Raw genomic sequence first — 22,764 nt, forward strand, 5'->3', positions numbered from 1 at the left:
GTTAAATAATCCACCTTACTTGTATGCTCTTCCATTTAAGGAAACTAGAGAATCAAATAATTGTGTTTCATCTAGAATACTCTCAGTTGGAGTTCTTTCCGTTATTGCAAGTTCTTTATACTTACTAGTAATTCCCTTAACAGCTTCTAATATCGATGGTTTAGAAACTTTGGAATCACTTTTCCTATACTCTTTAATTAAATCAGAAACTGCAAAAATCCCTAATTCCTTAAATTTCTGAGTTCGGTCATGATCATTCAAAGTTTCATTATTACTGATTCTTTCAACATTAAACCTTGTATTGTTTACTTTTTCGTCATAAGCCATCCTAAACTCTAACGAATTTTTCCAACCATAGTCAGAATTGTAAACAAACTTTTCGCCAGTTATGTCTTCAATAGCCATAGCTAGAATATATTCATAGCATCCAGCATCTCTACTATCATAAATAGCATCGTAAAGAGGTTTAATTGCCTTCAGTCCCAGTTTCAATATTCTTTGATAGTTTTTAGAATTCCTAATAAACTTTCCTGGATGTGCCTGCATAGCCACTTGTGGATTAGTCTTCGTCTCAGTTTCTAATTCCACCATCAACTTATTCATGGATCCCTTTATATCATCTAACGTTTCAGCATAAGCTACGTTTACTGGCATCAATTTATGAGCTATATTCCCACTATTCTTTGATGCTGGATTATTTCCAATAATAAAAATTCCAGTAAATACAAATAGAACCAATAAAAGTAAAGTTCCTAGCGAAATATACATTTTTTTCTTAGACATAGTATTACACCTCCTAGAATTCTAATTCGCAGTGTATTTGTGTTGCAAAGAACCATAAACAGAATTAGGGTAATAAGGATCATGACTACCATGGTTAAACAGCTCCAATTGTCCCCATTTAGCACGGCACCACTTAAGACCAGTAACCTTTGCAAAATGAACAATTTTATCAGGAGAATGACCATACGCTAGAATAAATGGATCATATTTATAAGGTCTATAACCTTTCTTTGCCAGATAATTATCCAATTGCGCTTTAGTAGCACCATCATCACCAAAGTCACTAGGCCATTCGTACGTCATACTACCAGTTGCAAATCCTAGACAATTATATGCTGGCGTAGCCTTATCGCTATAAAACCATGTCCATGAAATACTATCATAAAACGATTTTGGTTGAGATAAAGTATACGCATAAGCAACAGAATTGGATGTGAAAAACAACATTCCAACAACCATTACATAAGTGGTTATTGCTGATAACATCTTTCTTTTTCTAATCATTTGTAAGCACCTCCTTAAAAACAACATCTTTAACTAAGATTGAGATTAATCAGATTTTATCTCGAATGATCACTATTCTTGTACATTTTATGATTTTTTTATAATGTCACATAAATTATTCCATCCTTTCTGCTATTATTAATTTGTTGTATACTCTCATAGTGTAGGATATTATCTTAGCTAAGTATCCATAGAGATTAAATTCTATTTTTCGCTTAACGTTAAGATAATTCGTTATGTCTTCGTTGCCTAAATGATTCATCCACTGTCTAAACAGTTATACTATAATAATATTAATATAACATGTTATATTAATATTATCAAGACACAAATTCATCTTAATCACCTAACTTATTTCTACCAATTACAGTGAACGCTCCAGCACGGTTAAGCGGGAGCATGTTACCGTTAATCAAATACAAGTCACCACCCTCACAGGCGGGAATCTTATCCAAGTTTTCTAACTGTCTAATATCGTTCGCGCTCATCCAACCGTTTTGACGAGCGGTAGCATAACCATTCATACGACTCTGATAGTCTCCTCGAAGAAGACCATCCACGTTAAACTTCACATAATAAGTTTCTTTCTCCTTATCAGTAAAAAGCCGCCTCGTAATAGACTGTTCAAAACGCGCCACCCAAGGATCCAGCGTGTATTTCACAAACTCCAACGACTGCTGCTCAATATTAGAAAAACTCGACTTTTCTAAATCACCAACCATGTGTGGTGGGACTCTAAAAATACGAGCAATCTCGTTAATCTGAAACTTACGAGTTTCAAGAAACTGTGCTTCGTTAGGCGAAATAGAAATAGGCGTATACTTCATGCCTTCCTCTAAAATCGCTATCTTATGCGAGTTAGAACCCGAGAACCCCTTATTCCAACTATCCCTCATACTTTGAGGATCTTTCACTGTACCGGGGTATTCCAAGATTCCACTTGGTGTAGCACCGTTAGCGAAAAACGATGCACCATACTCTTCCGTAGCTATCGCCATACCGATAGCGTTTTTGCCATCGCAATAGGCGAATAGCCAACAAGACCGTCAAAACCAAGACCGGGAATATGAAGCACGTCAAAAGGTTTAAGTTTCACACTCGTTTCTTTACCCGCTAAAACATCACTATCATTTAACGTATACTCGTAAAAAATTTGACCACTCTCATCCCGGTCAACTCTCATACGATCAGGCATTAAAGGGTATAAGCCTAAAACCTCGCCTTTACCGTTTCGAATAATCTGCGCGTAAGCATTACCCCATAACAATAGATGCGTCATCAATGTTTCTCTAAACACAAAGCTTGTCATTTCAAGATTCGGCTCATCATGAAGCACCTTATACAAAGGATGTTTAACCGCTTTAGCCGTACCCGTACTCGTCCGCTCATACACGTGAAGCGGCAGACTCGCCACCGCTTCAGACAGGATACGCACACACGAGTAAACTGCCGTCATCTGCATCGCCGAACGCTCATTCACCCTCTTACCCGACGAGGACGTACCCATTAAGAAACGATAACCACCGCCTAACATCCTGTTTTCAGGCTTATCTCTTGATTTAAATAGTCTGCTAAAAATGTTCATTGTCACCTCCTACATAAACAAAATCCCGCGATTGTCATACACGCTTTGAGTGTTCGCGTTACCGCATCTTATAGCACGGTCAAGCGCCATAATGGTGGCTATAGCACCATCGATTTTCTCGGTTGATTTTTCCTTATCGCATTTAATGTTTCCTGCAGGATCAGTGCGGATGAAAATGTTATCCATATTCCAGCGAAGCACCGGATGCCCTGCGTGTGCGATTTTCTGCTCGAGCACAAGCTTCATAAGCTCCTTGGTAGGCGGACTCATATCCTTGAACCCTTGTCCGAACGGAACCACGGTAAACCCCATGTTTTCAAGGTTTTGCACCATTTGCACCGCGCCCCAACGGTCGAAAGCAATCTCACGAATATTGAAACGTTCACCTAAAGTTTCGATGAATTTTTCAATAAACCCGTAGTGAACAACGTTTCCTTCCGTAGTCTTAATGAAACCTTGTTTTTCCCACACGTCATACGGCACGTGATCTCGTTTCACGCGCAAACTCAAGGTTTCTTCAGGCACCCAAAAATAAGGTAGGATACGAAACTTATCCGACTCATCTAAAGGCGGAAACACAAGCGAAAAAGCCGTAAGATCGGTAGTGCTTGAAAGGTCAAGACCCCCATAGCAGACCCTGCCCTCGAGTTCTTCCTCGTTCACCTGAAAACCGCAAGCATCCCACTTTTCCATCGGCATCCAACGAATAGACTGTTTCACCCACTGGTTAAGACGAAGCTGACGGAAAGCATTCTCTTCACCAGGATTTTGCCGAGCTGACTCGAAAGCAGCCTTAACTTTCTCCATTTGAACCGTCACCCCAAGAGAAGGATTAGCTTTCTTCCACACCTTAGGATCCGTCCAATCATCCGAATCTTTTGCACCATAAATCACTGGGTAAAAAGTTGGATCAATTTTCCTACCCTCGAGAATATCCACTGCTTTCTGATGCGTCTCATAGCAGATAGAATGCGTATCCGTACCAGCCGTGGTAATCAGAAAATACAGTGGCTGCATGCGAGCATCCCCGGAGCCTTTAGTCATCACGTCAAACAGTTTACGGTTAGGCTGCGTGTGAAGCTCATCAAACACGACACCGTGAATGTTAAAACCGTGTTTAGAGTACGCTTCAGCCGACAAGACCTGGTAGAAACTGTTAGTTGGTAGGAAAATAATACGTTTTTGCGAAGCTAAAATTTTAACCCTACGATTAAGAGCCGGACACATTCTAACCATGTCCGCCGCCACATCAAACACGATCGTTGCCTGCTGACGGTCCGCCGCACAACCATAAACTTCCGCTCGCTCCTCATTATCCCCACAGCATAAAAGCAGTGCCACTGCAGCAGCAAGCTCACTCTTACCCATCTTCTTAGGTATCTCAATATAAGCAGTATTAAACTGACGGTAACCATTCGGTTTCACCACGCCAAACAAGTCCCTAATAATCTGCTCCTGCCAGTCAAGGAGCTTAAAAGGCTTACCAGCCCACGTTCCTTTCGTGTGTGTTAAACATTCGATAAAACTTACAGCATAATCCGCTAAATCCTTACTATACGTTGAATCTTCTTTTTTAAACTTAGTAACCTCGTATGCTTGCAACTTAAGCTCCTCCTTTCTTTAGGCATAAAAAAAAGACGCTTTCAGCGCCCACATCATTTCTTAGTTTTTCTTAACGAGAAACAGGGCCTAAAAGCCCTGCTACTTTTAACTAAACTTAAAGTTTTTAGTTTCTTGCGTCAAGGATCATTTCTAAAGCCCCGTTCGCAAGCTTGCCTGTTGGCATAATATCCCAGCCTCTATCGTAGTTTGCGATAACCTTGTTATTGTTTTTCAAAGTAAGCTTGGAAATTCTTCCCTGGTTAATCCCATATTCGCTTGGCTCTTCAAAAACCTTCATACTGTAGCTTACAACCTGATTTTCTACTTTAAGCGTATCTTGTTCCCACATGATTTTTCTCCTTTTTCTGTGTTTTTTGTTAGTACTATATATCACTCTAAAAGCACATAATAGCAAGCCGTAAACGAGAAAAAATCGCGGATAATTCCACGATTTTTCTCCAGCCTTCCAACCCTATGGCTGACTATCCCCCCTTTCTTTTAGCTTCTTTCTTGTTGAATCGCTTGATAAGCTTTTTGAATATCCTTGTCCAAGGTTTCAGCATCCGCAAACAGTTCAAACTCCGTATCGTTGAGTTTTCCTCCGCTTACCTTCCAAAGCTCCTCGTGAGCTTGCATAGCACAGGTTTTTGCTGTTTGCGCAATGTCGAGCATGCTGATAGCCGAACTAATTTTCCCTTCTTCAGCTTTTTTGATTGCGTTTAGCGCGTAGCGTCTGCATGTTTTAACTTCGTTTGCGAGGTTTTGTAAAATTTCTTTTTTCACAGGTTTCTCCTTTGTTTCTGTGCTTTTTGCTAGTACTATATATCACTCTAAAAGCGCGCAATAGCAAGCTTTTAAGCCAAGAAACATCAGGTATTTACACGTTTTTCCCCCACCAGTTTTCGCTAATTTTTTTACTCTTAAAAACCGTTAAACGTTTCTAAAATCATGCTGAAATAATCATCACCAAAAAATCATCTACCACAATCAAACACGCTTTTACAAAAACCTCGTTCTCTTGCTCTAAATTCGCAAAAATTTCTTCAACCAAAGAACCTGTAGGACAGTCTTCACTCAACACGTACGCCTGGTCTTCACTCGCATACAGCATTACGCTCACCCCCGTTTCTAAAAGCACAGGAGCCTTCTAAACGGGAAAGCATAATTTTCCTGTCTTGTTTAAACTCGTCTCCTATAAACCCGAGTCTAAGAAGAAAACATCTGAAAGCATACTTATCGTTAACCGGCTCATGCTTACTATTATTTACGCGTTTAATTTCCACGCTCATTTTACAAAGACTGTTTATAAACTTCGCATAGGATGCCAAGCCTGGTTGGTTAGCCTGCTCAAACCAAGGAAAAATAAGCTTATCATCTTCTTCCTTAATATTAAGACTGTTCACTCCTAACGCTTTTTTAATAAGATCACCCTTATTATCAAGAATTTTCCTAAGCTTTACCACATCAGCCTTATCTTTAGGAAACTCAACACTAAAACATTGCGTACCATCACACGCGCAGACTGGAAGACTTATACCATAGTCAGCATCTAACATGTTTTTCAAATCATCTAAGTTCTCTTCACTACTACACGTGACCGTACCATCTTTACTAATGTTGAAAACACCTATCCTGTAAGACATACTCGGAGTTTTTAAGTAAACAGCCTTTACTCCCGTAGAATCCTCTATAGCTTTAATAAGCGGCTGCCTATCTTTTCCTTTTAACCCGTATTTTAATTCCATTTTTCCTCCTTTAGATTTTTTCGGGTACATATATAAATCACTCTAAAGAAGGTTTATAGCAAGCGTTTGCAAACTATTTTTCATATAAAATACGAGTCTTACTCGTTAGTACATACTTCAGTAAACGAGTATTCTTTACCGCCTCTTAAAACTTTCACACTCTTATCATTTCCAACCTGCTCAATATAACGTTTCACAATCACGTCACAATATTTCTCGTCAAGCTCGATAGCGTAGCAGACTCTACCCGTCTGCTCGCAGGCTATAAGCGTGCTACCACTTCCAGCAAACGGATCTAACACAAGCGAGTTCGTCATACTCGAGTTTTTAATCGGATACGCTAAAAGAGCTATTGGTTTCATGGTTGGATGATCAGCGTTTTTCTTAGACTTTTCAAACTCCCAAACTGAAGTTTCTTTCCTACCCGCATACCACTTGTGTTTACCTTTTTTCTTCCACCCATACAAACACGGCTCATGCTGCCACTGGTAAGGGCTTCTACCCAACACCAGCGACGGTTTCTTCCAAATACAACAACCTGAAAGATAAAACCCCGCGTCCTGGAATGCTTTTCTAAAATTCAACCCCTCCGTGTCAGCATGAAACACGTAGATAGACGCATCATCTGCCATCGCCTGCTCCATGTTCACGAACGAGTTGAAAAGAAACTGGTAAAACTTATCATCCTCCATATTATCGTTTTTAATTTTCCCAGCAGAACCCTCATAGTTCACGTTATAAGGCGGATCAGTAACCACCAGATTCACTTTAGTATCCTCAAGAAGCGTCTTAAATGTTTCTAACTTAGTAGCATCACCGCAAATAACACGATGCTTACCAAGCATCCACATGTCACCTGTTTTAGAAAAACACGGTTCTTCCAATTCTTTTTCAACATCAAAATCATCATCAATCACGTCTTTATCAGCATCAAAAATACTGGAAAGCTCCGCCTCGTCAAACCCGAGAAGATCAAGATTAAAATCAGCGCCTTCAAGCTCCGACAATTCAACAGCTAAAAGCTCACTGTCCCAGCCGGCGTTAAGTGAAAGCTTATTATCCGCAATAATATAAGCACGCTTTTGTGTTTCAGTTAAATGATTTTCTTTCACGCACGGAACTTTTTTAAGACCCAGTTTTAATGCCGCGGCAAGCCTGCCATGGCCCGCGAGAATCGTATTATCCTCAGCCACTAGAATTGGGGATAGAAAACCAAACTCGCGAATACTTGCCGCTATCTGAGCTACTTGCGCCTCAGAGTGCGTGCGAGCGTTTCTCACATACGGGATAAGCTCACTTACGTCAGCCAAATAATACTGCATTTCTTTTTCCATAAGCTTTCCTCCCGTTAGAAAAGACCCCAGCAAGCCAGCTTTTCAAAACCACCCACCGAGTCAATATAATCTTTCGCAATTTTCACAATCTGCGCATACGGTTTACCATCAACCATTTCATCCCCGATAGCACAAGAAAACTCAACCACCCGGCCGGTTTCCTGTGCTTTCAAAAACGCGTAAATGTTAACCGACACGTCAGCTTTCGTAAGATCTTTACCATGAAGGCCGCCGCCTGTAACAGAATCAGCCATGTCTGACCCGAGTTTTCGATTAACCGCTCCCGTATCCACGCTGATACCACCCGTCCAGTCGCCTAAAGGATTAACAAACGCATTCGGATACTCTTTCAATAAGTCTTCTCGTTTAGCGTGAGACTGGCAGATGATAAGCTTTTCACCATCAAGAACATACTTGCCGTCATACGGATACTTTTCATAAACCTTTCGAGCAATAGTAGAAAGTTTCTTCTGCTCGCCTGTTAGTGGTACGCCTTTAAAAATCCCGTTATCGCCACAGCGAACCATACCATCCTGGTTTCGGCTTAAATGCTTATCCTGTGGCACGACCGTAATATCAATCTTTACTTTCCCAGGGCTTAAACGGTGGATAATATTTTTAATATCCTTAAACTTAAACATCACCGTGCTTTCAATACACACGGCACACTTACCATGCCCGAGCATCACTTCAACAGCGATCTTTGGATTCTCATCCAGCTTGTAAGCCAGATCAACAATTGCTCCAGCAATACGATCCGCAATCTTGTCGACATGTGACGGGTTTACTTTTTCAATCATGGTTCTTTTCCTTCCTTCCGATTTTCCAACCAGCTGCAATAAAAAAAGGAATGTTCGAAATTTTGATAAATTTCTCTACATTCCCTTTGCTTATCCATTTTCTGTTTTTTGAGCTATTACTCAGCTTTATCAACTGATTCTTATGTGGCTTTCTTCCTCTATTGGCTATAGAAATCTTTTCTTTAACCTGACCATAATTCATGTTGTATCTTCTGCTACACCATTCCAAATTATCGATTCTGTTGTTACTTTTATCTTCGTCAATATGGTTTATGTCAGAATAATCATTAGGATTAGGTAGAAAAGTTAATGCCACAAGTCTATGAACAAGTAGGTTTCTCTTGTTTCCGTTCTTCCATAAATACACCCTTTTATAACCATTACGCTGATAATCACCTTTAAGAATTTGAGTGCTACGTTTTATGCTTCTAATTTTCCCTAAATTAGAAGCTTGGTAATGACCTTCATATTCAGGAATATCTTTCCATACTTCCACATTTTTTCTCCTAAATGTTTTTACGTGTTAAAAGCAGGCGTTCCATTAAATCGTTTTGAGGTGAAACACCATCAAACTCAGTCGAACAGTTTTCTTTCACAATCTGGAAAATCTCATTCCAAAGCCTGACCGCCTGATTCATGTAGTTAATACCAATGTTGATAAAAGGCGAAGGTATCGGTTTACCCGTGGTCGGATGCTTGGAAAGAAACCCGAGTTTACTGGTTACTTCCTCGCATTGAATCCAACGAGCACAGCTCATCGCATACCGTTCAATAAGAGGAGACGGGACTTTACTGCTAACACCAATGTCTTTTAGCCACTTCCATGTTTCAGCGAAAATTTCTTTAGCCTGAAGCTGAGTACCGTCTTTTTGCGTGGCGGATAAAAACTCGTGAGGAACAGGCATTTCAGCACCTTCAAGCTCCGGAATATCAAGCACGCTTAAAGGCCTGCCACCAGGGTTTCCTTCACTCGCTTTTTCAACAACCGCTTTCTTTTTACGCCCGGCACCCACGCGTCTGCCGCCACGACCGCCGATATTATTTGATTTTGTAGGCAAACTTTTCGCCTCCTTCCCACGTGAGTTTTAACTATTAAAAAATTTTTGTGTCTGATTTTGCCTATTACCCTTTTGAATTCGCTGTTTTTACGCAAAATACCCTGCGCCCGTTCCCCATGGGGTAGGCTCGTAGAGATTTAAACCCCCCTAGGGGGTGGGTTATTTGTTATGCCAGCGATCTCCACGCTTAGCGTGAATTTTAGAGTGACAGGATTTGCATAGAGAAATAAGATTATTCCTCTCATGCGTTCCGCCTTCAGCAATCGGTTTAATATGATGAACCTGCTCAACAGGCACAAGCACACGATTCTTAAAGCAAAGCTCACAGAAAGGATGCTCTTTCACATAAGAGTCCCTGACTTTCTGCCATGCTCTGCCGTAACGCTTGTGAGCATCATAAGGACGCTCGTATTTTTCGTAGCGCCTGTTCTCTTGTTTTAAGTGTTTCTCACAAAACCTGCCGTCAGTTAGGTTCGGACAGCCTTGATAAGAACACGGTCTTTTAGGTTTTCTTGGCAAGACTCATCCTCCCTTTCCAAGTAAGATAAATTAACGTAAAATGAGTGAAAAATAGTCCGGCTATGAAAGTAGTCATCTGCTTGGCTATATAAATTTAAGGAGGCTAGTATGAAAAAATCTGTGTATCAAGCTATACGATTATTCCTTTTTTCATTATTATTACCTCTTTTAGGTCTTATTATTAACTCTCTTAAATCACTCAGTTGGGAAATTGTTTATGACTCACCCTTTTTACTCATTGTTATAGCTCACGTATTTGGTTTAACAAGACTTGTACTTTACTCAATCATCGTCAATCAAAAAACACTCGAAAACTTAGGAGTTTGTAAAACCATTGCCATAGCGCTTATCGCACCATCCATTGATTTATTGATATTACAAGAGTCTCCTCAACAATTGGGTAGTAGATGGACTTATCTGTACATTACATTTTTTGTTACTCTTGAATGTATTCCAACTATAATTCCAATCATTGTTAAAGAGTTTTTACGAAGAAGAAACCAAAAGCACAAAGGTGATTGAGAATAAAGACACCCTCAATCACCTCCGTGACCTGTTATCTCAATAATTTAACTCTATGATTATTTTGATTTTGCCAGCAAATAATGAGCCATAGCAATACAGCATGCATCTCGTTCTTCATCAGTTGATTCGCCAGCAAGCCGTGATAGCAATCCAAGTCCTATAATTTGTTCCAGACATCCATACATTTTTGCTTTAATAGAATTTTCCAGTGCTTTAAATGAACTGAAATCTAACCCATCTTGAGCATAAGCAGTATATCTCTTTTGAGCAGTAATACTACTATAATAAGTTGTCATCATATCGCTTAAAGTATGCAAATTTTCATCACTAGCATTACGTAGATTCATTCCTAAATAGATAGCGTCTGCATCATCACAAAAATCTGTAAAATTGCAGCGAATACCAAGTTTATTACTGACATGATTTGCTTTAAAATACTCTGACTGTGCACTACTGTCTGAACCAATAAGAGCATATGCTGCTTTCATACGATCAAGAGATGGATACTTTTGCAGGTACTTATGTAAGTCATCCATGCCTGTTGCAAGATCTCCTGCCCAACCAGTCCAATGATCTGGAGCTAAATTAGAATAAGCATAACAATAAAGCGTATAAGCAAAGTGTGCTATATCGTTTTTACCACCACTTATATCAGCAACTTCGTCACGCTTATTACCAATATAAGTATCCAGCTTATCTTTTAATGCAGGATATTCTTTTTCCATGAATATTATGAAAAATGGATCTGCAAACGCGCCAGCAATAGCAAATTTCCAATTCGTCATATATGCCTTAGCTAGATAATTAATCACACCTTGAGTCACGCTTAAAGGATGATACTCTAGAACCACCGCATACTTTTGATATACTTTTCGCCATTTATCATACACGCTTTCTAATTGTTGAATGAGGTCTATCACTTTTTCAATTTTTGTTAAACGAGACGTATCTGGATTAGGTGGAGCGACATAAGTAATCTTTGATTGTGGATTGCCAGTTGAATGATTTACACTTCCAACCGCTCCAAAACGTCCAGAATATGCTACTCTGTCAAGATCCCATTTACCTTTATAGCCAGGGATTTCATGGAACTGATCAAACGCCCAATTACTTGGAATAGAAAAGCCTAGATTTCCACTAAAACCTGTAGACATATCAGACACAAATGATGCTACCGCATATCCTGCTTTACTAACACGAGTACAAATATTTCTAGATGCATAAATTCCAATCCGATAACCACCATGCATATTTTCTTTAACAGCTTTGAAGTACGGCAAAATATTGCTACTAATTTCCGGATTCGTTGCATCATAATCAACCGCAAAATAGATTACTGTTGGCGGAACTCCAAGACGTTTAGCTGAAGCAACCGCTTCTTTTGCATGACGAGCTCCATTTTCTGCTGTAAAATGACGTAATTCAGTTGAATACTCTTGAAAAATAGGGAAATATTGAAGACCGTGGCTCACAATTCTTTCCAATTCTCCAGTACGCAATGCCTTAAAATAGTCCTTTTCAGCAGTGTTTTTTTGATCAGGTTCACTCAAATAACGACCAACAATCCTATAACCATCAGCCTTCAAACACTCAGCAAACTCGTCAGTAATCTCAAAACGTGTATCACACGCTACACAAGAACGATTAGGATCACCTTTCGAAGTTAACAGGCTCATCCATGTTGTTGGATCAACCTTACCTGTAACAGGAATAACATGCTCTGCTTGGAACTTATACAATGCCGACACTATTGCATTATTCCATGTTGAAGTTGGCGTAAGCGAATACCCATTACATGTGAGCGCTACGCTTGCCAACCAAACCCACTCACTCGTTCCCTCACTAATTGTCTTTAAACGTAATCGTGTGCCATTACCAAAATTGCCAGTAGCCTCAGCTGGAGTAAACCCTTCAACAGCTTGTAACACTTGAATCAATGCTGTATTCATCTCACGACCATACAGACCGTCTGTTGGAATAATTCCAGTATAATTCTTATATTTACTGTTAACAGCCTGCTGTGTTACACGAATGTCTTCTTTGCCTCCATACAACGATAACAATTTGAATTGTTTCATTGATAAAAGAACCATCATTAGTTCTAGATCCACAGTAGATGAAATATCTGAAAGACCAATATCACTTTTAAGATCAGAAATAGAGTTTGCTACATTATATGTAAATTCTTCTGTTATGCCTCCATATTCAGCCTCATACCCTTTGCACCAAAGAGCACCCTGAATAATTCCATGAATATTATTACTTTCATCTGTCTGATCAATACCATTTGGCCAGCGCTTCTTAAATCGTGACTGAGTACCTTTCCCAAAATTATTTGCCGTTTCTGTTATACCAAGCTCAATCTGCAAAGCACGAATAAGCCCATTAATTGTATCCCAACCAGTATTCCCATCAGTAATAACTGAACCAAACCCAGGCTTATCACCATAGGTTTTGTTTAACCATTGCTGTGTTAGTAATACCATCTGATCCATGTTGTGCCCTCCTTTTAGGCATGAAAAAAGCCCTGAAAGATTACTCTTCCAAGGCTTAGTATTTATAATTTTTGCTAAGTTTATAATACCATATAGAAGGCAGTGTCATCTCGTATCAGAGCGTACCAAACCGTACCATTTTTTAGATTTGGATTAGATTATCTGGTAAAACCATGTGCTCTAATGCTTTCCCATGCCATCTTATAATCGTCATTCTGCTAGCATGGAGTTCTTTACCAATATCCTCCCACGTCATGTTATTCATGTAACGGTAGCGTAAAATCATCTGCTCATCCACGCTTTCAAGTTTAGAAATCACATCCAAAATCTGCTCTTTCAAACTGATAAGCATCGTAATCTCCGTGTTAATCTTGGCTTCTAAATCCATAACCCTTATAAGAGCTTTCACAAACGGAGCTTCTATACTTCGAGTCGTCTGCACATACTCTCTGTCGTATCTTAATGAAGAAACACTTGTAGCAAGCTCACGCAGTCTTACCATCTCATCCATGTCAGCCTTAATCCGCTTATCAAGAAGATAGGCTTGCCGTAAGTATTCTTTTTTGTTCATTCTTACCTCCATTTTGAGGTAAGTTCTCTCTAGAACCCCTTTCCCTCACTTCGTTAATTGATAGTCTTGCTTTAACCGACTCGATTAAAGCATCCTGCACTTTAGCCTTCATGCTTAAAGCCCTCATCACATCCTCATCAATCGTGTTCTTAGTGATGATGTGATGGATTACAACCGTGCTGGTTTGACCCTGACGGTTAAGCCTGGCGTTTGTTTGTTGGTAAAGTTCTAAACTCCAAGTCAGGGAAAACCAGATAAGAGTAGAACCGCCAGCCTGTAGGTTAAGACCATGACCTGCGGAAGCCGGGTGAATTAGCGCTACAGGAATCATGCCGGCATTCCAGTCAGCAATATCAGCACTCGTTTTAATCTCACGCACGTTAAAACGATTCTTAATCCGCTCAAGATCATGCTTAAACCAGTAAGCTACAAGCACCGGTTTACCGTTAGCAGCCTCGATTAAATCCTCTAACACGTCCAGCTTACGATCGTGAATATGAACGCTTTCTTTTTTCTCGTTATAAACCGCGCCGCATGCCATTTGAAGAAGCTTATTTGAAAGAGACGCTGCGTTAATCGCATCAATCTCTTTACCCTCCAACGACACCACCATATCCTGTTTCAGCTCATCATAGAGTTTTCGCTCCTTACCGGATAACTCTACTTTCACCTCGTTTATCACACACGCAGGCATTTTCAAATAGTCTTTCGACTTCATCGAAATCGTAATATCAGCTATCTGCTTATAGATTAAACTCTCAGCACCATCTTTAGGCTTATAGGAAAAAATCATGTGCTGGTTACGCTTATCAGGATTAAAAAAGTTCTGCCGATAATACGTAATATAGCGGCCTAACCTTTGACCCATATCAAGCAGCCTAAACTCAGCCCACAAATCCATAAGCCCGTTAGAAGAAGGAGTTCCTGTAAGACCAACAATCCTTCTAACTTTCGGCCTAGCCTTCAGTAATGCTTTAAAACGTTTCGCCTGATACGATTTAAAACTTGAAAGCTCATCTATCACAACCATGTCGAAATTAAACGGCAGGCCGCTTTTCATTATCAGCCACTCCACGTTTTCACGGTTAATAATATAAACGTGAGCAGGCGTTTTTAGTGCTTGAATCCGCTCCTTCTCACTACCCGTCACAATAGAATAAGTCAAGTGTTTTAAATGCTCCCACTTTTCTAACTCTAAAGGCCACGTAGTGTTCGCAACCCTAAGAGGAGCGATAACAAGAGTCCTGGAAACATCAAAAAAGTCAAGCATCAGGTCGTTAATCGCTGTAAGACTTATAACACTCTTACCAAGTCCCATTTCAAGCAAAACCGCTGAAATAGGACGATTGATAATAAAATCAGTAGCATACTTTTGATACTCATGTGGCTCGTATCGCATCAACAACACCTCCAATCTGACTCTTCTCATCAACCACGAAAACCTTAAAACCTAAAGCCTGTAAATCCTTCATCCGTTTCACCTGTAAAACTCTAGGCTTTTTACCTGGTGCTTTAAGCTCAACAAAACCAATCTTCCCACTGTTTAGTAAAACCAGCCTGTCTGGAAGCCCGTCAACAGAAGGACTCGTAAGCTTTAAACAAAGTCCTCCCGCAGCTTTAACATCACGGACGAGTTTTCGCTCAGTTTCCTTTTCTCGTAAAAAGCCCATCAGATACCTCTTTTGCCATCTCAATTATTTTCTTATCAACTTCGTTTCTCGGCTCATTAGCAACATCGCCGTAAAACACGTCAATATAGTCTTTGCTTAAATCGGGATAGTCTTTAAACATGTTTTCTTCTGCTAGCGAACATAGCTGACTGACTTTATCCATAGCTCTCATCAATTTATCCTGTTCTGTTTTTAAGAGAATAGAGCCTGTATCTGTGATAAGCCTTGCGCTAAGGCTCTTAAGCAGTCTCATTTCAGCTCCTGCTTTCATATATCTCTCCATTGTTCTTGCTTGTTTACTTCTCATAATTTTTATCCTTTCTATCGGGACAAGGACGGACAAATGACTAAAAATCCCTTTACGCGCGAATACACGTGTTACGTGTACGCTATAAGTAATAAATAAAGATTTTATTTAATATAGATTTTCATGTGTTGTCCGTCCCTGTTCGTCCAAAGCCTGTTGTTATTAGTGGGACAAGTGACAAAGTCAGGACAAGCTACATTCAATTGTCCTGTTTTCTCCGCTTGTCCACTCAAATTCTGGTATAAATTCTTTGCCTTCCATAGATTGGTATGGTTCTACGATTGTCAGATCTTTGCCAGTCTTTCAAACGTTTCATAATCGCCGATATTGCGTAACTGTCGACAGGCTTAATATCTTCTTTGGCTTTTCCGAAGCATTCGCACCATATTTCAATGTTGGATACTTCCATGCGTTTAATCGTGCCTTTAGGTCGTGTCGGATCCTCCATGTCACGGAAGTAATCTCGCCGCCTGTAAATATCCATTTCACCCCAAGTATCAGGTAGAAGCATGTTAAGATACTCTCTGACAATGCCTTCACGGTCATCTTGCTGCATGGCTTCACGCTGTTCTTCTTGAGCGAAAGCCTCCAAGCTCTTGTCAAGGAATAGTTCTTCACCCGCCTTGGAAATAACCATGGTTTCCGCCCATATTTGGTCAACCAGTTCTCGTGTCATTTCCCAAGGCTTATACTTACCGTTTCCCGACACTTTCACATTCCAAAAACGCCGGTTACCAGTAACATCCCTTAAATAACCGTTTTCACTATTCGTTGTACCGAAGAACACGCACTGCCTCGGGTGTGGCGCTACACGTTTCCCAAAAGAAGCACGATACTTATCGTCACGTCTTGAAACAAAAGCTTTTACCTTATCAAGGTCAGCTTTTTTCATGCCCGCAAGCTCGCTGATTTCATGAATCCAATATCCTTGGAGTTTTTCAGCCGCCGTCTTATCATTCATGTCTGAAAGCGTGAGACTGTCTGAAAACCATTCCATGCCAAGGTTTGCTATAAACGTTGACTTGCCGATACCTTGCGCACCGTTAAAAACAGGAAGGTAGTCAAATTTAATACCGGGATGGTAGATACGCATGTATGCTGCACACAGTGTTTTTCTACACACTGCACGAATATACGCGTTGTCTTCAGCACCAAGATAGTCAATAAAAAGCGTGTCTACACGTTTCACACCATCCCATTGAGGAAGACTCTCAAAATAGCGTCTTATCGGATGATAACTTCTATCATCTGATACTTTCGTGACAGCAATATCATAGTTTCTTTGAGAAAACGAACCATAATGGTCGTCAACGTAGCAGATAAGCTGCGCGTCGTCCGCGTCCCTCCAAAACTTCGCAGGATGCTGCCAAGGCACATCGCCTTTAATTTCAAGACCATCAGCCAGCTGGTTAAAAACGATTCCTTTAAGCAAAGGATCATGTTTAATAATGAGTTTCGCATTATAAAGCGAGTTTTCTAAAACCGCGCCTTTAGACGTGTAGCGTAGTTTTTTCTTCCAATCCTCACTGTCAACAAAATCATCTTTTGCTTCCGAGAGTCTCTCGTTTGCCGCTTGAAGTTTTACTTCATCAAGACTCATCGCAAACTCGCTCATTTTCTTAAACGACTCTTTCTCGTCTAAGCTAGCGAATTTGTGCGTGCGAACAATATCAAAAGCATTACACAGTTTCAAATACGCTGGGTCTTTAGCATGATGAGAGTAAACGAACTTGTCTTCGATAATCTCAACTCCTGCCATACTGTGTGAGGCTATAAGATGCCAGCGGTTTTCATTATCAGTCGGCTCATACACGTCGCTTAAAAACTTTTCCAAAGCAAGAGTTATCGGATAGAATACTCGGTTAAACAATCCAACCACACCATTTTTCGCGAGTGGATCTTGCACTTTCTGCTTTTGCACCTGATTCGCTTTACTCTCACGAGACGAGGTCGGAAGCCTGGTTGGATCCACCCACTCTGGGTGAGCGGATAAAATATCATCAGGATTAAGCCAGTCTTTTTCAACCTCTTTATACTCATACACGCCGTTTCGTGGCGTGGACGGCCAGTACATGAGCTGGTTAGGCAAGTAAGAGCACTCATCAAACTGGTCAATACCCAGCATGTCAGCCAAATACCTTGATACTGCTACAAACTCGTCAGGCGTTACATTCCTCGTTAAAGGAAAAACAATTCTCACCCTCGGATTATCAGGCGTGTGGCTGTGTGTCGTGTACAGAAAAGACGTGTATGGAGCGACACTCTCGTAGAGTGCGATAAAGTCTTTAGCAACATGATCCCCGTCTAAAGCGAGCATGGAGCGAAATTCAACACTGTCGACTTTTCGTCTACCATAAGCCAACGCTCCTGCAACGAAACCACCGTGGTCTTTTGCAAGATCACGGTCTGCTTTTTTCATTTTCGCATACTCTTCCGCTGACTCTGAGGTGCGAATTGTCACTTTAAGACGGTCTTTCAGCTCATCATAGGTGATGGTCTTATTCACCCATGTCTTTGCCTGCCTGTTGTTACCGTAAGCGATAGCTAAACTACGCATCAACATTCACCTCCAAATCCTTATCCGTAAAATACTTAATCGGCTGCCTGCGTTTTTCTGCCAGATCGATTTCTACTTGCATGCCGCCTGTGATTTTTTCTCCGAACACCCACAGCTCGTTGCATTTGCCTAAGAGGATAATGTCCATAAACATCGCGTCTCCTCTATGCTTTTGATTCTCATCATCCATAAACGGGAAAAGCAGGTGTGGTGTTACTGGTATTGCTCCGCGTGAATACGCGTAAGCCGCACACCGGATAGCATGCTTAACGTTTCTTTCTTTATCTCCACGGTAGGGAGCACAAATGTAGACGATAGGCTTAAAATTCGGTGTTGTTTCTAAATGTTTTTTATAAGTCTTACTCACTTTTAGTCTCCTTTAACACCACGTTTTTGCTTACTAATATTGTTTTTAATAGTCATTCGCGTATCCTTTTACGTTCTTTCTGAAGGCGGTATTGCCTTCTAAATCACAGGCAAAGAAAAAGAGCAGGTTTTTAACCCTGCTCCTAAAATTTTTTAATCTTTTTTGTAAAACTCGCACTCGTAGCCGTCAGCTCGTAAAACAAGCCCTTCTGCCCAAGGTGGCGTTCTTCCCATTAGCTCACACACGCTTTGAACACTCACGCTTTTATCGGCTTCGATAATGGCTTCATCATGCACGTGAGCAACAATGCGATATTCTTTCAGTGTTTGCATTGCGTAAAGTAGAATGTCACGAGCTATAGCTTGCGTAATGTTTTCCACGAATTTAGGACCATAACTTTCCAGCCGCTCCCATTTTTTAGTAGATCCCACACCCTCATAGGTGACTGATTCACCACCGTACTTGTTTTCTTCCACACGTGGCTTCACATAGTAAAGGCATCTTTTCGAAGGCAGTTTGATGATAAGAAACCCACTCTTGTAAGTGAACACAATATTGTGTGTTCGCACAGATACGTGTTCGTGTACACACTGTTTTACCGCTCTGTCCACATCCCACCACAGTGTAGTCACCATCGGATTAGATGATCTCCACGCATCAACAAGAGGCTGAAGCTCATCCTCTCTAAGACCCATGTCGAGTGCTCCCATAGCTTTTAACGCTCCAACAGATCCGCCATATCCAAGAGCGAGTTCCGCAATCTTACCTTTCTGCCGCAGGTGCCCGTTTACTCCGTGCTTTTCAACAGGTACGCTAAACATTTGAGATGCTGACGAGCAGTAGATGTCTTTGCCTTCCGCGAATACTTGCATACGCCATTTTTCACCCGCAAGCCAAGCCAAGACTCTCGCTTCGATTGCTGAAAAGTCTGCGACAATAAACTTAAATCCCGTGCGTGGAATAAAAGCAGTGCGTATAAGCTGGGATAAGGTATCCGGAATATCCTCATAAAGCATTTCCAACGCTTCAACGTTTCCTTGTTTAACAAGACTTCTAGCCTCAGCTAGATCAGGCAGATGGTTCTGTGGCAGGTTTTGTAATTGCACGAGTCTTCCTGCGAATCTTCCGGTTCGGTTTGCGCCATAGAAGCGAAACATGCCACGCTCTCGATCATCCATGCAGGCAGCGTTTTTCATCGCCGTATACTTTTTCACCGAGGATTTAGCAAGCTGCTGGCGAAGCCGTAAAACTTCCGCCAACTCTTTACCCACTGTTTTAAGTTCTTTAGCGACTTCTTTTTTACCAAGCGACTCCATTTCAAGCCCATGCTTTTTAAGCCAAGAGCGCATTTGTAACACGGAGTTCGGGTTTTCTAAACCTGTAATATGCTTAAGCTCACTCATGAGATGTGTTTTCACCTCCTGGTCGAGTTTTATGGCTGATTCAACGAAAAGAGGATCTATTTCTATCCCACGGTCGTTTATCTCTTGGTCGAGATAAAACTCCTGCCATAAAAAGTCTGGTACGGGAAAGCGTGAGAGCTTTTCTTGAATACTCATTTCAACTTCAACATCACGCTTGTTATACGATTTAAACTGCTCCCACTTTTCCTTATCGTGAAAATACTTGTTTCTTGTTCTTCCACCGTTTACTTTCGTAGGATTACACGGCAGGCAGAAATATTTAATAAGATTCTTACCCTCAGTGAGTTTCTGCTTATCAAGCCCCAGTACTGTTCCCACGTTTTCCAAAGACATGGGAAGTCCCAGTGTGGCTGACCAGATCATTGTGCAATGCCACGAGCAGGGATTTAAAAATAGGCCTTCACTTTTCACTGTCTGACCAGGGTTAACATTGATGCCTTTATCTCGCAGGTAGCGTGATAAGCAGATTCTTTCAAACTGAGCGTTAAACGCCCACTTGGTTACTGTTTCATCTGTTAAGGCGGAAAGCACAACCTCGGGTATGGTTTCACCTTGCGCTAAGTCAACGACTTTAACTTCACTACCGTCCACACTGTAGCCAAAGAGCAGTATCTCAAAATCCTCTGATTCTGCGTACTTGTAAACCCCACATTTACCAAGATTTACACTCGAAAACGTTTCCAAATCTATACTCAAATTTTCCAAATTACATCACCTCCAAGCTTATAAAAGAGGTGACAGAAAACCTGCCACCCCACTTATAGAATCTTCTAAATCCTGTTTTTCAGGAATCTTCTAATTCCTATTTAGAATGTGTTTAATATCAACGTAAAGACTCACGAGTTTCTTTACCGTGAAATCAAGAAGTAATACTCCTATAAACACTGAAATAAAAACCGCTATAACAATTTCCATAATTAACTCACGCTCCTTATGCTAGAAAATCATCATCTTCTAAAGTCGTAAAATCATCGGTTGCGAGACTACGTCCGCCGAGTGGCTCACCGTCTCGGATCTTTTGAATATTGCCAAGACCACAAGCAACACCCTTATTACCGTTAGAGTTAAACGCGTAAAAGTTGATAGAAACCCTCGCATAGCAGCCTGAATACACTTCACTACGGTCCATGATTGGTTTTACCTGCTTGTCTACAATCTGCGGAGCCGTGGTTGAGTTCGCATTAATAAAATAATGTCCTTTATACGCTTCATCATCACGCTCAATATCCCCGTCCCTGAGCGGTGTTTTAAGAGCAGCCTTGTTTGGTTTTTTACCACCGAACTTGCCGACACCTTCCTCAATAGCAGCATCAATAGCTTTCTCAATAGCGTTTACTGTTTCAACATCACTTTTAGGGATAAGCAGTGAAACACTATATTTTTCAGGACCGCCGTTAATAGACTTTGGCTCCCAACCGTTAAAATAGGAAAGACGCGTGTTCTTACCAGTGATAACCTTCGTGTTATTTAATTTAGACATAGTACTAATTCTCCTTTTTGAATTCGTTATTTGCGTTTGAAACATTGACTTTTGCCCGCTTATCAGAGTCTGGTACGAGCGTAAGTTTCCCGGACGGTTTGATAATGAGGTCGCCCAGAATATCCTCAAATTTCTTCTTGCCCATCAGCTTTTGCATTTCCGTTAAACCAATAAGACTAGTTTTGAAAATGTCAGTAAAGCCTGCGGCTTTTGCTTTCTCAATAACAGCTGTCTCATCCTTAAACTTGCGAACTGATCTGCCTTCTACGAGCTTGAAACCAGACCACTCTTTACCATGGTTAATAGCGGAATCTGTGGCGTACGCTAAAACATCATCAGCCCACTTCGTAAGAGTTGGAATAGTTTTAAGAACCTCCTCAATCTCACTATCCGTTAAAACAGAAGGCGGTTTGAACTCAAATTCTGCAAGTTTAAGGTTTTCTTCCGCCCGTTTACGGCACGTGGCTTTTGCCCTGCAAAACCTGCACCAGTCACCGGCTTCAAATTCGCCTTCGCCTTTAATAGCAAGCTCCGCTTTAGGTTTAAGCACGCTTTCAGCCCAACAGATAAGCTCCGCAACAGGTAGTGTGAAAGTGGATACGTTGTCACGACGCGGCTGAAAAATACTCATCTCAACAGTTTGAATCTCGTACAAGCTGTCGAAAAGCGTTAAAGCTCCAAGAGCGTAGCATTTCATCTGAGGATTCTCATAAGCATCAACCAGCACGCCTTGACCATACTTAAAGTCGATAACCTGCAGCGTTTTATCGCCTACAATAATGCAATCCGCTGTACCAAAACCGTCAGGCACGTAAGTTGAAAAATCAACTTTTTGCTCTATGAGAATAATAGGATCTTGACAGTTAAGTTTTGCCTGCTCGTATTTTTCCATTACGAAATCCACGTAAGCATCCGAGCATTCCTGCATCTCGTTTGAGTCATACTCTGTTGACGGTTTTTCACACGGACGGTTAAGAAGCTTATTCAGCTTGTACTCACACCACGCGTGTGCCGCTGTTCCTTCCTCGGCTGCCACAGAAGTGGTGTTTTCAAACTTTTCTTCTAAAACAGCACTCGGAGTACACTTAATCCACCTGTGAGCAGAAGATGGGGAAAGTAAAGCATGCTTAGTCACTTGTCATACCTTTCGCCTCTTCAAGAAGCTCAGCGTACTTACTTTCATCAAGTTCTGAAAGCCTGTTAGCTCCGAACTTGACGATAAGCGCTTTTACTTCCGCGGTTTTACCATGTTGGCTAAGTTTTGCTAAAACCGCTCGCACATCCTCTAAACTCACCTTTTTAACAGACTCCTTATTATTAGAAGCTGTTTCTTTACAACCAGCACCAGAAGCACCGGCATCATCAAATAGTTTTTTAAGATGAGCTGTTAAGTTTTCCAAGTCTTTGATGACTTCTCTCAATATTTCCTTGTTCACGG

24 protein-coding genes and 1 pseudogene are annotated in these 22,764 nt (G+C 41.0%); 1 reads left to right on the top strand and 24 read right to left on the bottom strand.

Annotated features, from left to right (window positions below):
* Positions 1 to 15: 15 nt before the first annotated feature.
* The 13 genes and pseudogenes from HXT59_RS04860 to HXT59_RS04920 all read right to left on the bottom strand — a co-directional run bounded on the left by HXT59_RS04860 (position 16) and on the right by HXT59_RS04920 (position 9,930).
* Complete coding sequence (locus tag HXT59_RS04860) at positions 16 to 783, bottom strand: hypothetical protein (protein ID WP_004104990.1); 768 nt, start codon at positions 781 to 783, stop codon at positions 16 to 18.
* A gap of 21 nt (positions 784 to 804) precedes the next feature.
* Complete coding sequence (locus HXT59_RS04865; RefSeq protein ID WP_016815963.1) at positions 805 to 1,287, bottom strand: DUF7689 domain-containing protein; 483 nt, start codon at positions 1,285 to 1,287, stop codon at positions 805 to 807.
* 338 nt (positions 1,288 to 1,625) lie between these two features.
* Positions 1,626 to 2,872 (bottom strand): annotated as a pseudogene (locus HXT59_RS04870) (phage portal protein).
* A gap of 9 nt (positions 2,873 to 2,881) precedes the next feature.
* Positions 2,882 to 4,474: a terminase large subunit gene (locus HXT59_RS04875; protein ID WP_421784228.1), complete on the bottom strand. Its 1,593-nt coding sequence runs from the start codon at positions 4,472 to 4,474 to the stop codon at positions 2,882 to 2,884.
* Between the two features lie 124 nt (positions 4,475 to 4,598).
* A complete protein-coding gene (locus tag HXT59_RS04880) occupies positions 4,599 to 4,823 on the bottom strand; it encodes a DUF7678 domain-containing protein (protein WP_421784229.1) in 225 nt (74 codons plus the stop codon).
* 149 nt (positions 4,824 to 4,972) lie between these two features.
* Positions 4,973 to 5,257 carry a transcriptional regulator gene (locus HXT59_RS04885; RefSeq protein ID WP_421784230.1) on the bottom strand — a complete coding sequence of 95 codons (285 nt, stop codon included), beginning with the start codon at positions 5,255 to 5,257 and terminating at the stop codon, positions 4,973 to 4,975.
* A 163-nt stretch (positions 5,258 to 5,420) separates the two neighbouring features.
* Positions 5,421 to 5,585, bottom strand: coding sequence for a hypothetical protein (locus HXT59_RS04890; protein ID WP_421784231.1), 165 nt, complete (start codon positions 5,583 to 5,585; stop codon positions 5,421 to 5,423).
* Complete coding sequence (locus tag HXT59_RS04895) at positions 5,569 to 6,219, bottom strand: virulence protein (protein WP_410310520.1); 651 nt, start codon at positions 6,217 to 6,219, stop codon at positions 5,569 to 5,571. The genes HXT59_RS04890 and HXT59_RS04895 overlap by 17 nt, the downstream gene beginning before the upstream one ends.
* Positions 6,220 to 6,317: 98 nt before the next feature.
* Positions 6,318 to 7,553 (bottom strand): site-specific DNA-methyltransferase, encoded by a 1,236-nt coding sequence (locus HXT59_RS04900; protein WP_421784232.1) that lies wholly within the window; start codon positions 7,551 to 7,553, stop codon positions 6,318 to 6,320.
* Between the two features lie 14 nt (positions 7,554 to 7,567).
* On the bottom strand, positions 7,568 to 8,353 hold the full coding sequence (locus tag HXT59_RS04905) for an S-adenosylmethionine synthetase N-terminal domain-containing protein (protein WP_421784233.1): 786 nt from the start codon (positions 8,351 to 8,353) through the stop codon (positions 7,568 to 7,570).
* The gene (locus HXT59_RS04910; protein ID WP_004125754.1) at positions 8,346 to 8,849 is read right to left on the bottom strand and encodes an NUMOD4 domain-containing protein; all 504 of its coding nucleotides are present in this window, start codon (positions 8,847 to 8,849) and stop codon (positions 8,346 to 8,348) included. Before HXT59_RS04910 ends, HXT59_RS04905 begins: the two co-directional genes overlap by 8 nt.
* A gap of 10 nt (positions 8,850 to 8,859) precedes the next feature.
* Positions 8,860 to 9,411, bottom strand: coding sequence for a P27 family phage terminase small subunit (locus HXT59_RS04915; protein ID WP_032819291.1), 552 nt, complete (start codon positions 9,409 to 9,411; stop codon positions 8,860 to 8,862).
* Between the two features lie 159 nt (positions 9,412 to 9,570).
* Entirely contained in the window at positions 9,571 to 9,930 is a 360-nt protein-coding gene (locus HXT59_RS04920) for an HNH endonuclease (RefSeq protein WP_020757788.1), read from the bottom strand.
* 108 nt (positions 9,931 to 10,038) lie between these two features.
* Here HXT59_RS04920 and HXT59_RS04925 point away from each other — a divergent pair, with 108 nt between their 5' ends.
* Complete coding sequence (locus HXT59_RS04925; RefSeq protein ID WP_421784234.1) at positions 10,039 to 10,452, top strand: hypothetical protein; 414 nt, start codon at positions 10,039 to 10,041, stop codon at positions 10,450 to 10,452.
* A gap of 59 nt (positions 10,453 to 10,511) precedes the next feature.
* On the opposite strand, the gene HXT59_RS04930 is transcribed toward HXT59_RS04925, so the two are convergent.
* The 11 genes from HXT59_RS04930 to HXT59_RS04980 all read right to left on the bottom strand — a co-directional run bounded on the left by HXT59_RS04930 (position 10,512) and on the right by HXT59_RS04980 (position 22,762).
* A complete protein-coding gene (locus HXT59_RS04930; protein WP_020757790.1) occupies positions 10,512 to 12,950 on the bottom strand; it encodes a glycoside hydrolase domain-containing protein in 2,439 nt (812 codons plus the stop codon).
* A gap of 142 nt (positions 12,951 to 13,092) precedes the next feature.
* Complete coding sequence (locus HXT59_RS04935) at positions 13,093 to 13,521, bottom strand: sigma factor-like helix-turn-helix DNA-binding protein (RefSeq protein ID WP_410314802.1); 429 nt, start codon at positions 13,519 to 13,521, stop codon at positions 13,093 to 13,095.
* Positions 13,481 to 14,920, bottom strand: coding sequence for an SNF2-related protein (locus tag HXT59_RS04940; protein ID WP_421784235.1), 1,440 nt, complete (start codon positions 14,918 to 14,920; stop codon positions 13,481 to 13,483). Before HXT59_RS04940 ends, HXT59_RS04935 begins: the two co-directional genes overlap by 41 nt.
* Entirely contained in the window at positions 14,901 to 15,191 is a 291-nt protein-coding gene (locus HXT59_RS04945; RefSeq protein ID WP_421784236.1) for a VRR-NUC domain-containing protein, read from the bottom strand. The genes HXT59_RS04940 and HXT59_RS04945 overlap by 20 nt, the downstream gene beginning before the upstream one ends.
* Entirely contained in the window at positions 15,163 to 15,498 is a 336-nt protein-coding gene (locus HXT59_RS04950; protein ID WP_421784237.1) for a hypothetical protein, read from the bottom strand. The genes HXT59_RS04945 and HXT59_RS04950 overlap by 29 nt, the downstream gene beginning before the upstream one ends.
* Before the next feature lie 229 nt (positions 15,499 to 15,727).
* Positions 15,728 to 18,061 carry a VapE domain-containing protein gene (locus HXT59_RS04955; RefSeq protein WP_421784238.1) on the bottom strand — a complete coding sequence of 778 codons (2,334 nt, stop codon included), beginning with the start codon at positions 18,059 to 18,061 and terminating at the stop codon, positions 15,728 to 15,730.
* Entirely contained in the window at positions 18,048 to 18,422 is a 375-nt protein-coding gene (locus HXT59_RS04960) for a hypothetical protein (RefSeq protein ID WP_421784239.1), read from the bottom strand. Before HXT59_RS04960 ends, HXT59_RS04955 begins: the two co-directional genes overlap by 14 nt.
* A gap of 152 nt (positions 18,423 to 18,574) precedes the next feature.
* The gene (locus HXT59_RS04965; protein WP_421784240.1) at positions 18,575 to 20,551 is read right to left on the bottom strand and encodes a DNA polymerase; all 1,977 of its coding nucleotides are present in this window, start codon (positions 20,549 to 20,551) and stop codon (positions 18,575 to 18,577) included.
* A gap of 226 nt (positions 20,552 to 20,777) precedes the next feature.
* The gene (locus HXT59_RS04970) at positions 20,778 to 21,326 is read right to left on the bottom strand and encodes a DUF2815 family protein (protein WP_004105030.1); all 549 of its coding nucleotides are present in this window, start codon (positions 21,324 to 21,326) and stop codon (positions 20,778 to 20,780) included.
* 4 nt (positions 21,327 to 21,330) lie between these two features.
* Positions 21,331 to 22,461 (bottom strand): DUF2800 domain-containing protein, encoded by a 1,131-nt coding sequence (locus HXT59_RS04975; protein ID WP_421784241.1) that lies wholly within the window; start codon positions 22,459 to 22,461, stop codon positions 21,331 to 21,333.
* Complete coding sequence (locus tag HXT59_RS04980) at positions 22,454 to 22,762, bottom strand: hypothetical protein (RefSeq protein WP_421784242.1); 309 nt, start codon at positions 22,760 to 22,762, stop codon at positions 22,454 to 22,456. Before HXT59_RS04980 ends, HXT59_RS04975 begins: the two co-directional genes overlap by 8 nt.
* Positions 22,763 to 22,764: the final 2 nt, after the last annotated feature.

This window comes from Gardnerella sp. KA01001 (genome assembly GCF_049244025.1).
Lineage (GTDB): Bacteria > Actinomycetota > Actinomycetes > Actinomycetales > Bifidobacteriaceae > Bifidobacterium > Bifidobacterium swidsinskii.

Excerpts from the sequence above, each read along its gene's own strand:
- HXT59_RS04860 (WP_004104990.1), bottom strand. The coding sequence starts at position 783 with ATGTCTAAGAAAAAAATGTATATTTCGCTAGGAACTTTACTTTTATTG.
- HXT59_RS04865 (WP_016815963.1), bottom strand. The coding sequence starts at position 1,287 with ATGATTAGAAAAAGAAAGATGTTATCAGCAATAACCACTTATGTAATG.
- HXT59_RS04880 (WP_421784229.1), bottom strand. The coding sequence starts at position 4,823 with ATGTGGGAACAAGATACGCTTAAAGTAGAAAATCAGGTTGTAAGCTAC.
- HXT59_RS04890 (WP_421784231.1), bottom strand. The coding sequence starts at position 5,585 with ATGCTGTATGCGAGTGAAGACCAGGCGTACGTGTTGAGTGAAGACTGT.
- HXT59_RS04895 (WP_410310520.1), bottom strand. The coding sequence starts at position 6,219 with ATGGAATTAAAATACGGGTTAAAAGGAAAAGATAGGCAGCCGCTTATT.
- HXT59_RS04900 (WP_421784232.1), bottom strand. The coding sequence starts at position 7,553 with ATGGAAAAAGAAATGCAGTATTATTTGGCTGACGTAAGTGAGCTTATC.
- HXT59_RS04905 (WP_421784233.1), bottom strand. The coding sequence starts at position 8,353 with ATGATTGAAAAAGTAAACCCGTCACATGTCGACAAGATTGCGGATCGT.
- HXT59_RS04925 (WP_421784234.1), top strand. The coding sequence starts at position 10,039 with ATGAAAAAATCTGTGTATCAAGCTATACGATTATTCCTTTTTTCATTA.
- HXT59_RS04930 (WP_020757790.1), bottom strand. The coding sequence starts at position 12,950 with ATGGATCAGATGGTATTACTAACACAGCAATGGTTAAACAAAACCTAT.
- HXT59_RS04935 (WP_410314802.1), bottom strand. The coding sequence starts at position 13,521 with ATGAACAAAAAAGAATACTTACGGCAAGCCTATCTTCTTGATAAGCGG.
- HXT59_RS04940 (WP_421784235.1), bottom strand. The coding sequence starts at position 14,920 with ATGCGATACGAGCCACATGAGTATCAAAAGTATGCTACTGATTTTATT.
- HXT59_RS04945 (WP_421784236.1), bottom strand. The coding sequence starts at position 15,191 with ATGGGCTTTTTACGAGAAAAGGAAACTGAGCGAAAACTCGTCCGTGAT.
- HXT59_RS04950 (WP_421784237.1), bottom strand. The coding sequence starts at position 15,498 with ATGAGAAGTAAACAAGCAAGAACAATGGAGAGATATATGAAAGCAGGA.
- HXT59_RS04955 (WP_421784238.1), bottom strand. The coding sequence starts at position 18,061 with ATGTTGATGCGTAGTTTAGCTATCGCTTACGGTAACAACAGGCAGGCA.
- HXT59_RS04970 (WP_004105030.1), bottom strand. The coding sequence starts at position 21,326 with ATGTCTAAATTAAATAACACGAAGGTTATCACTGGTAAGAACACGCGT.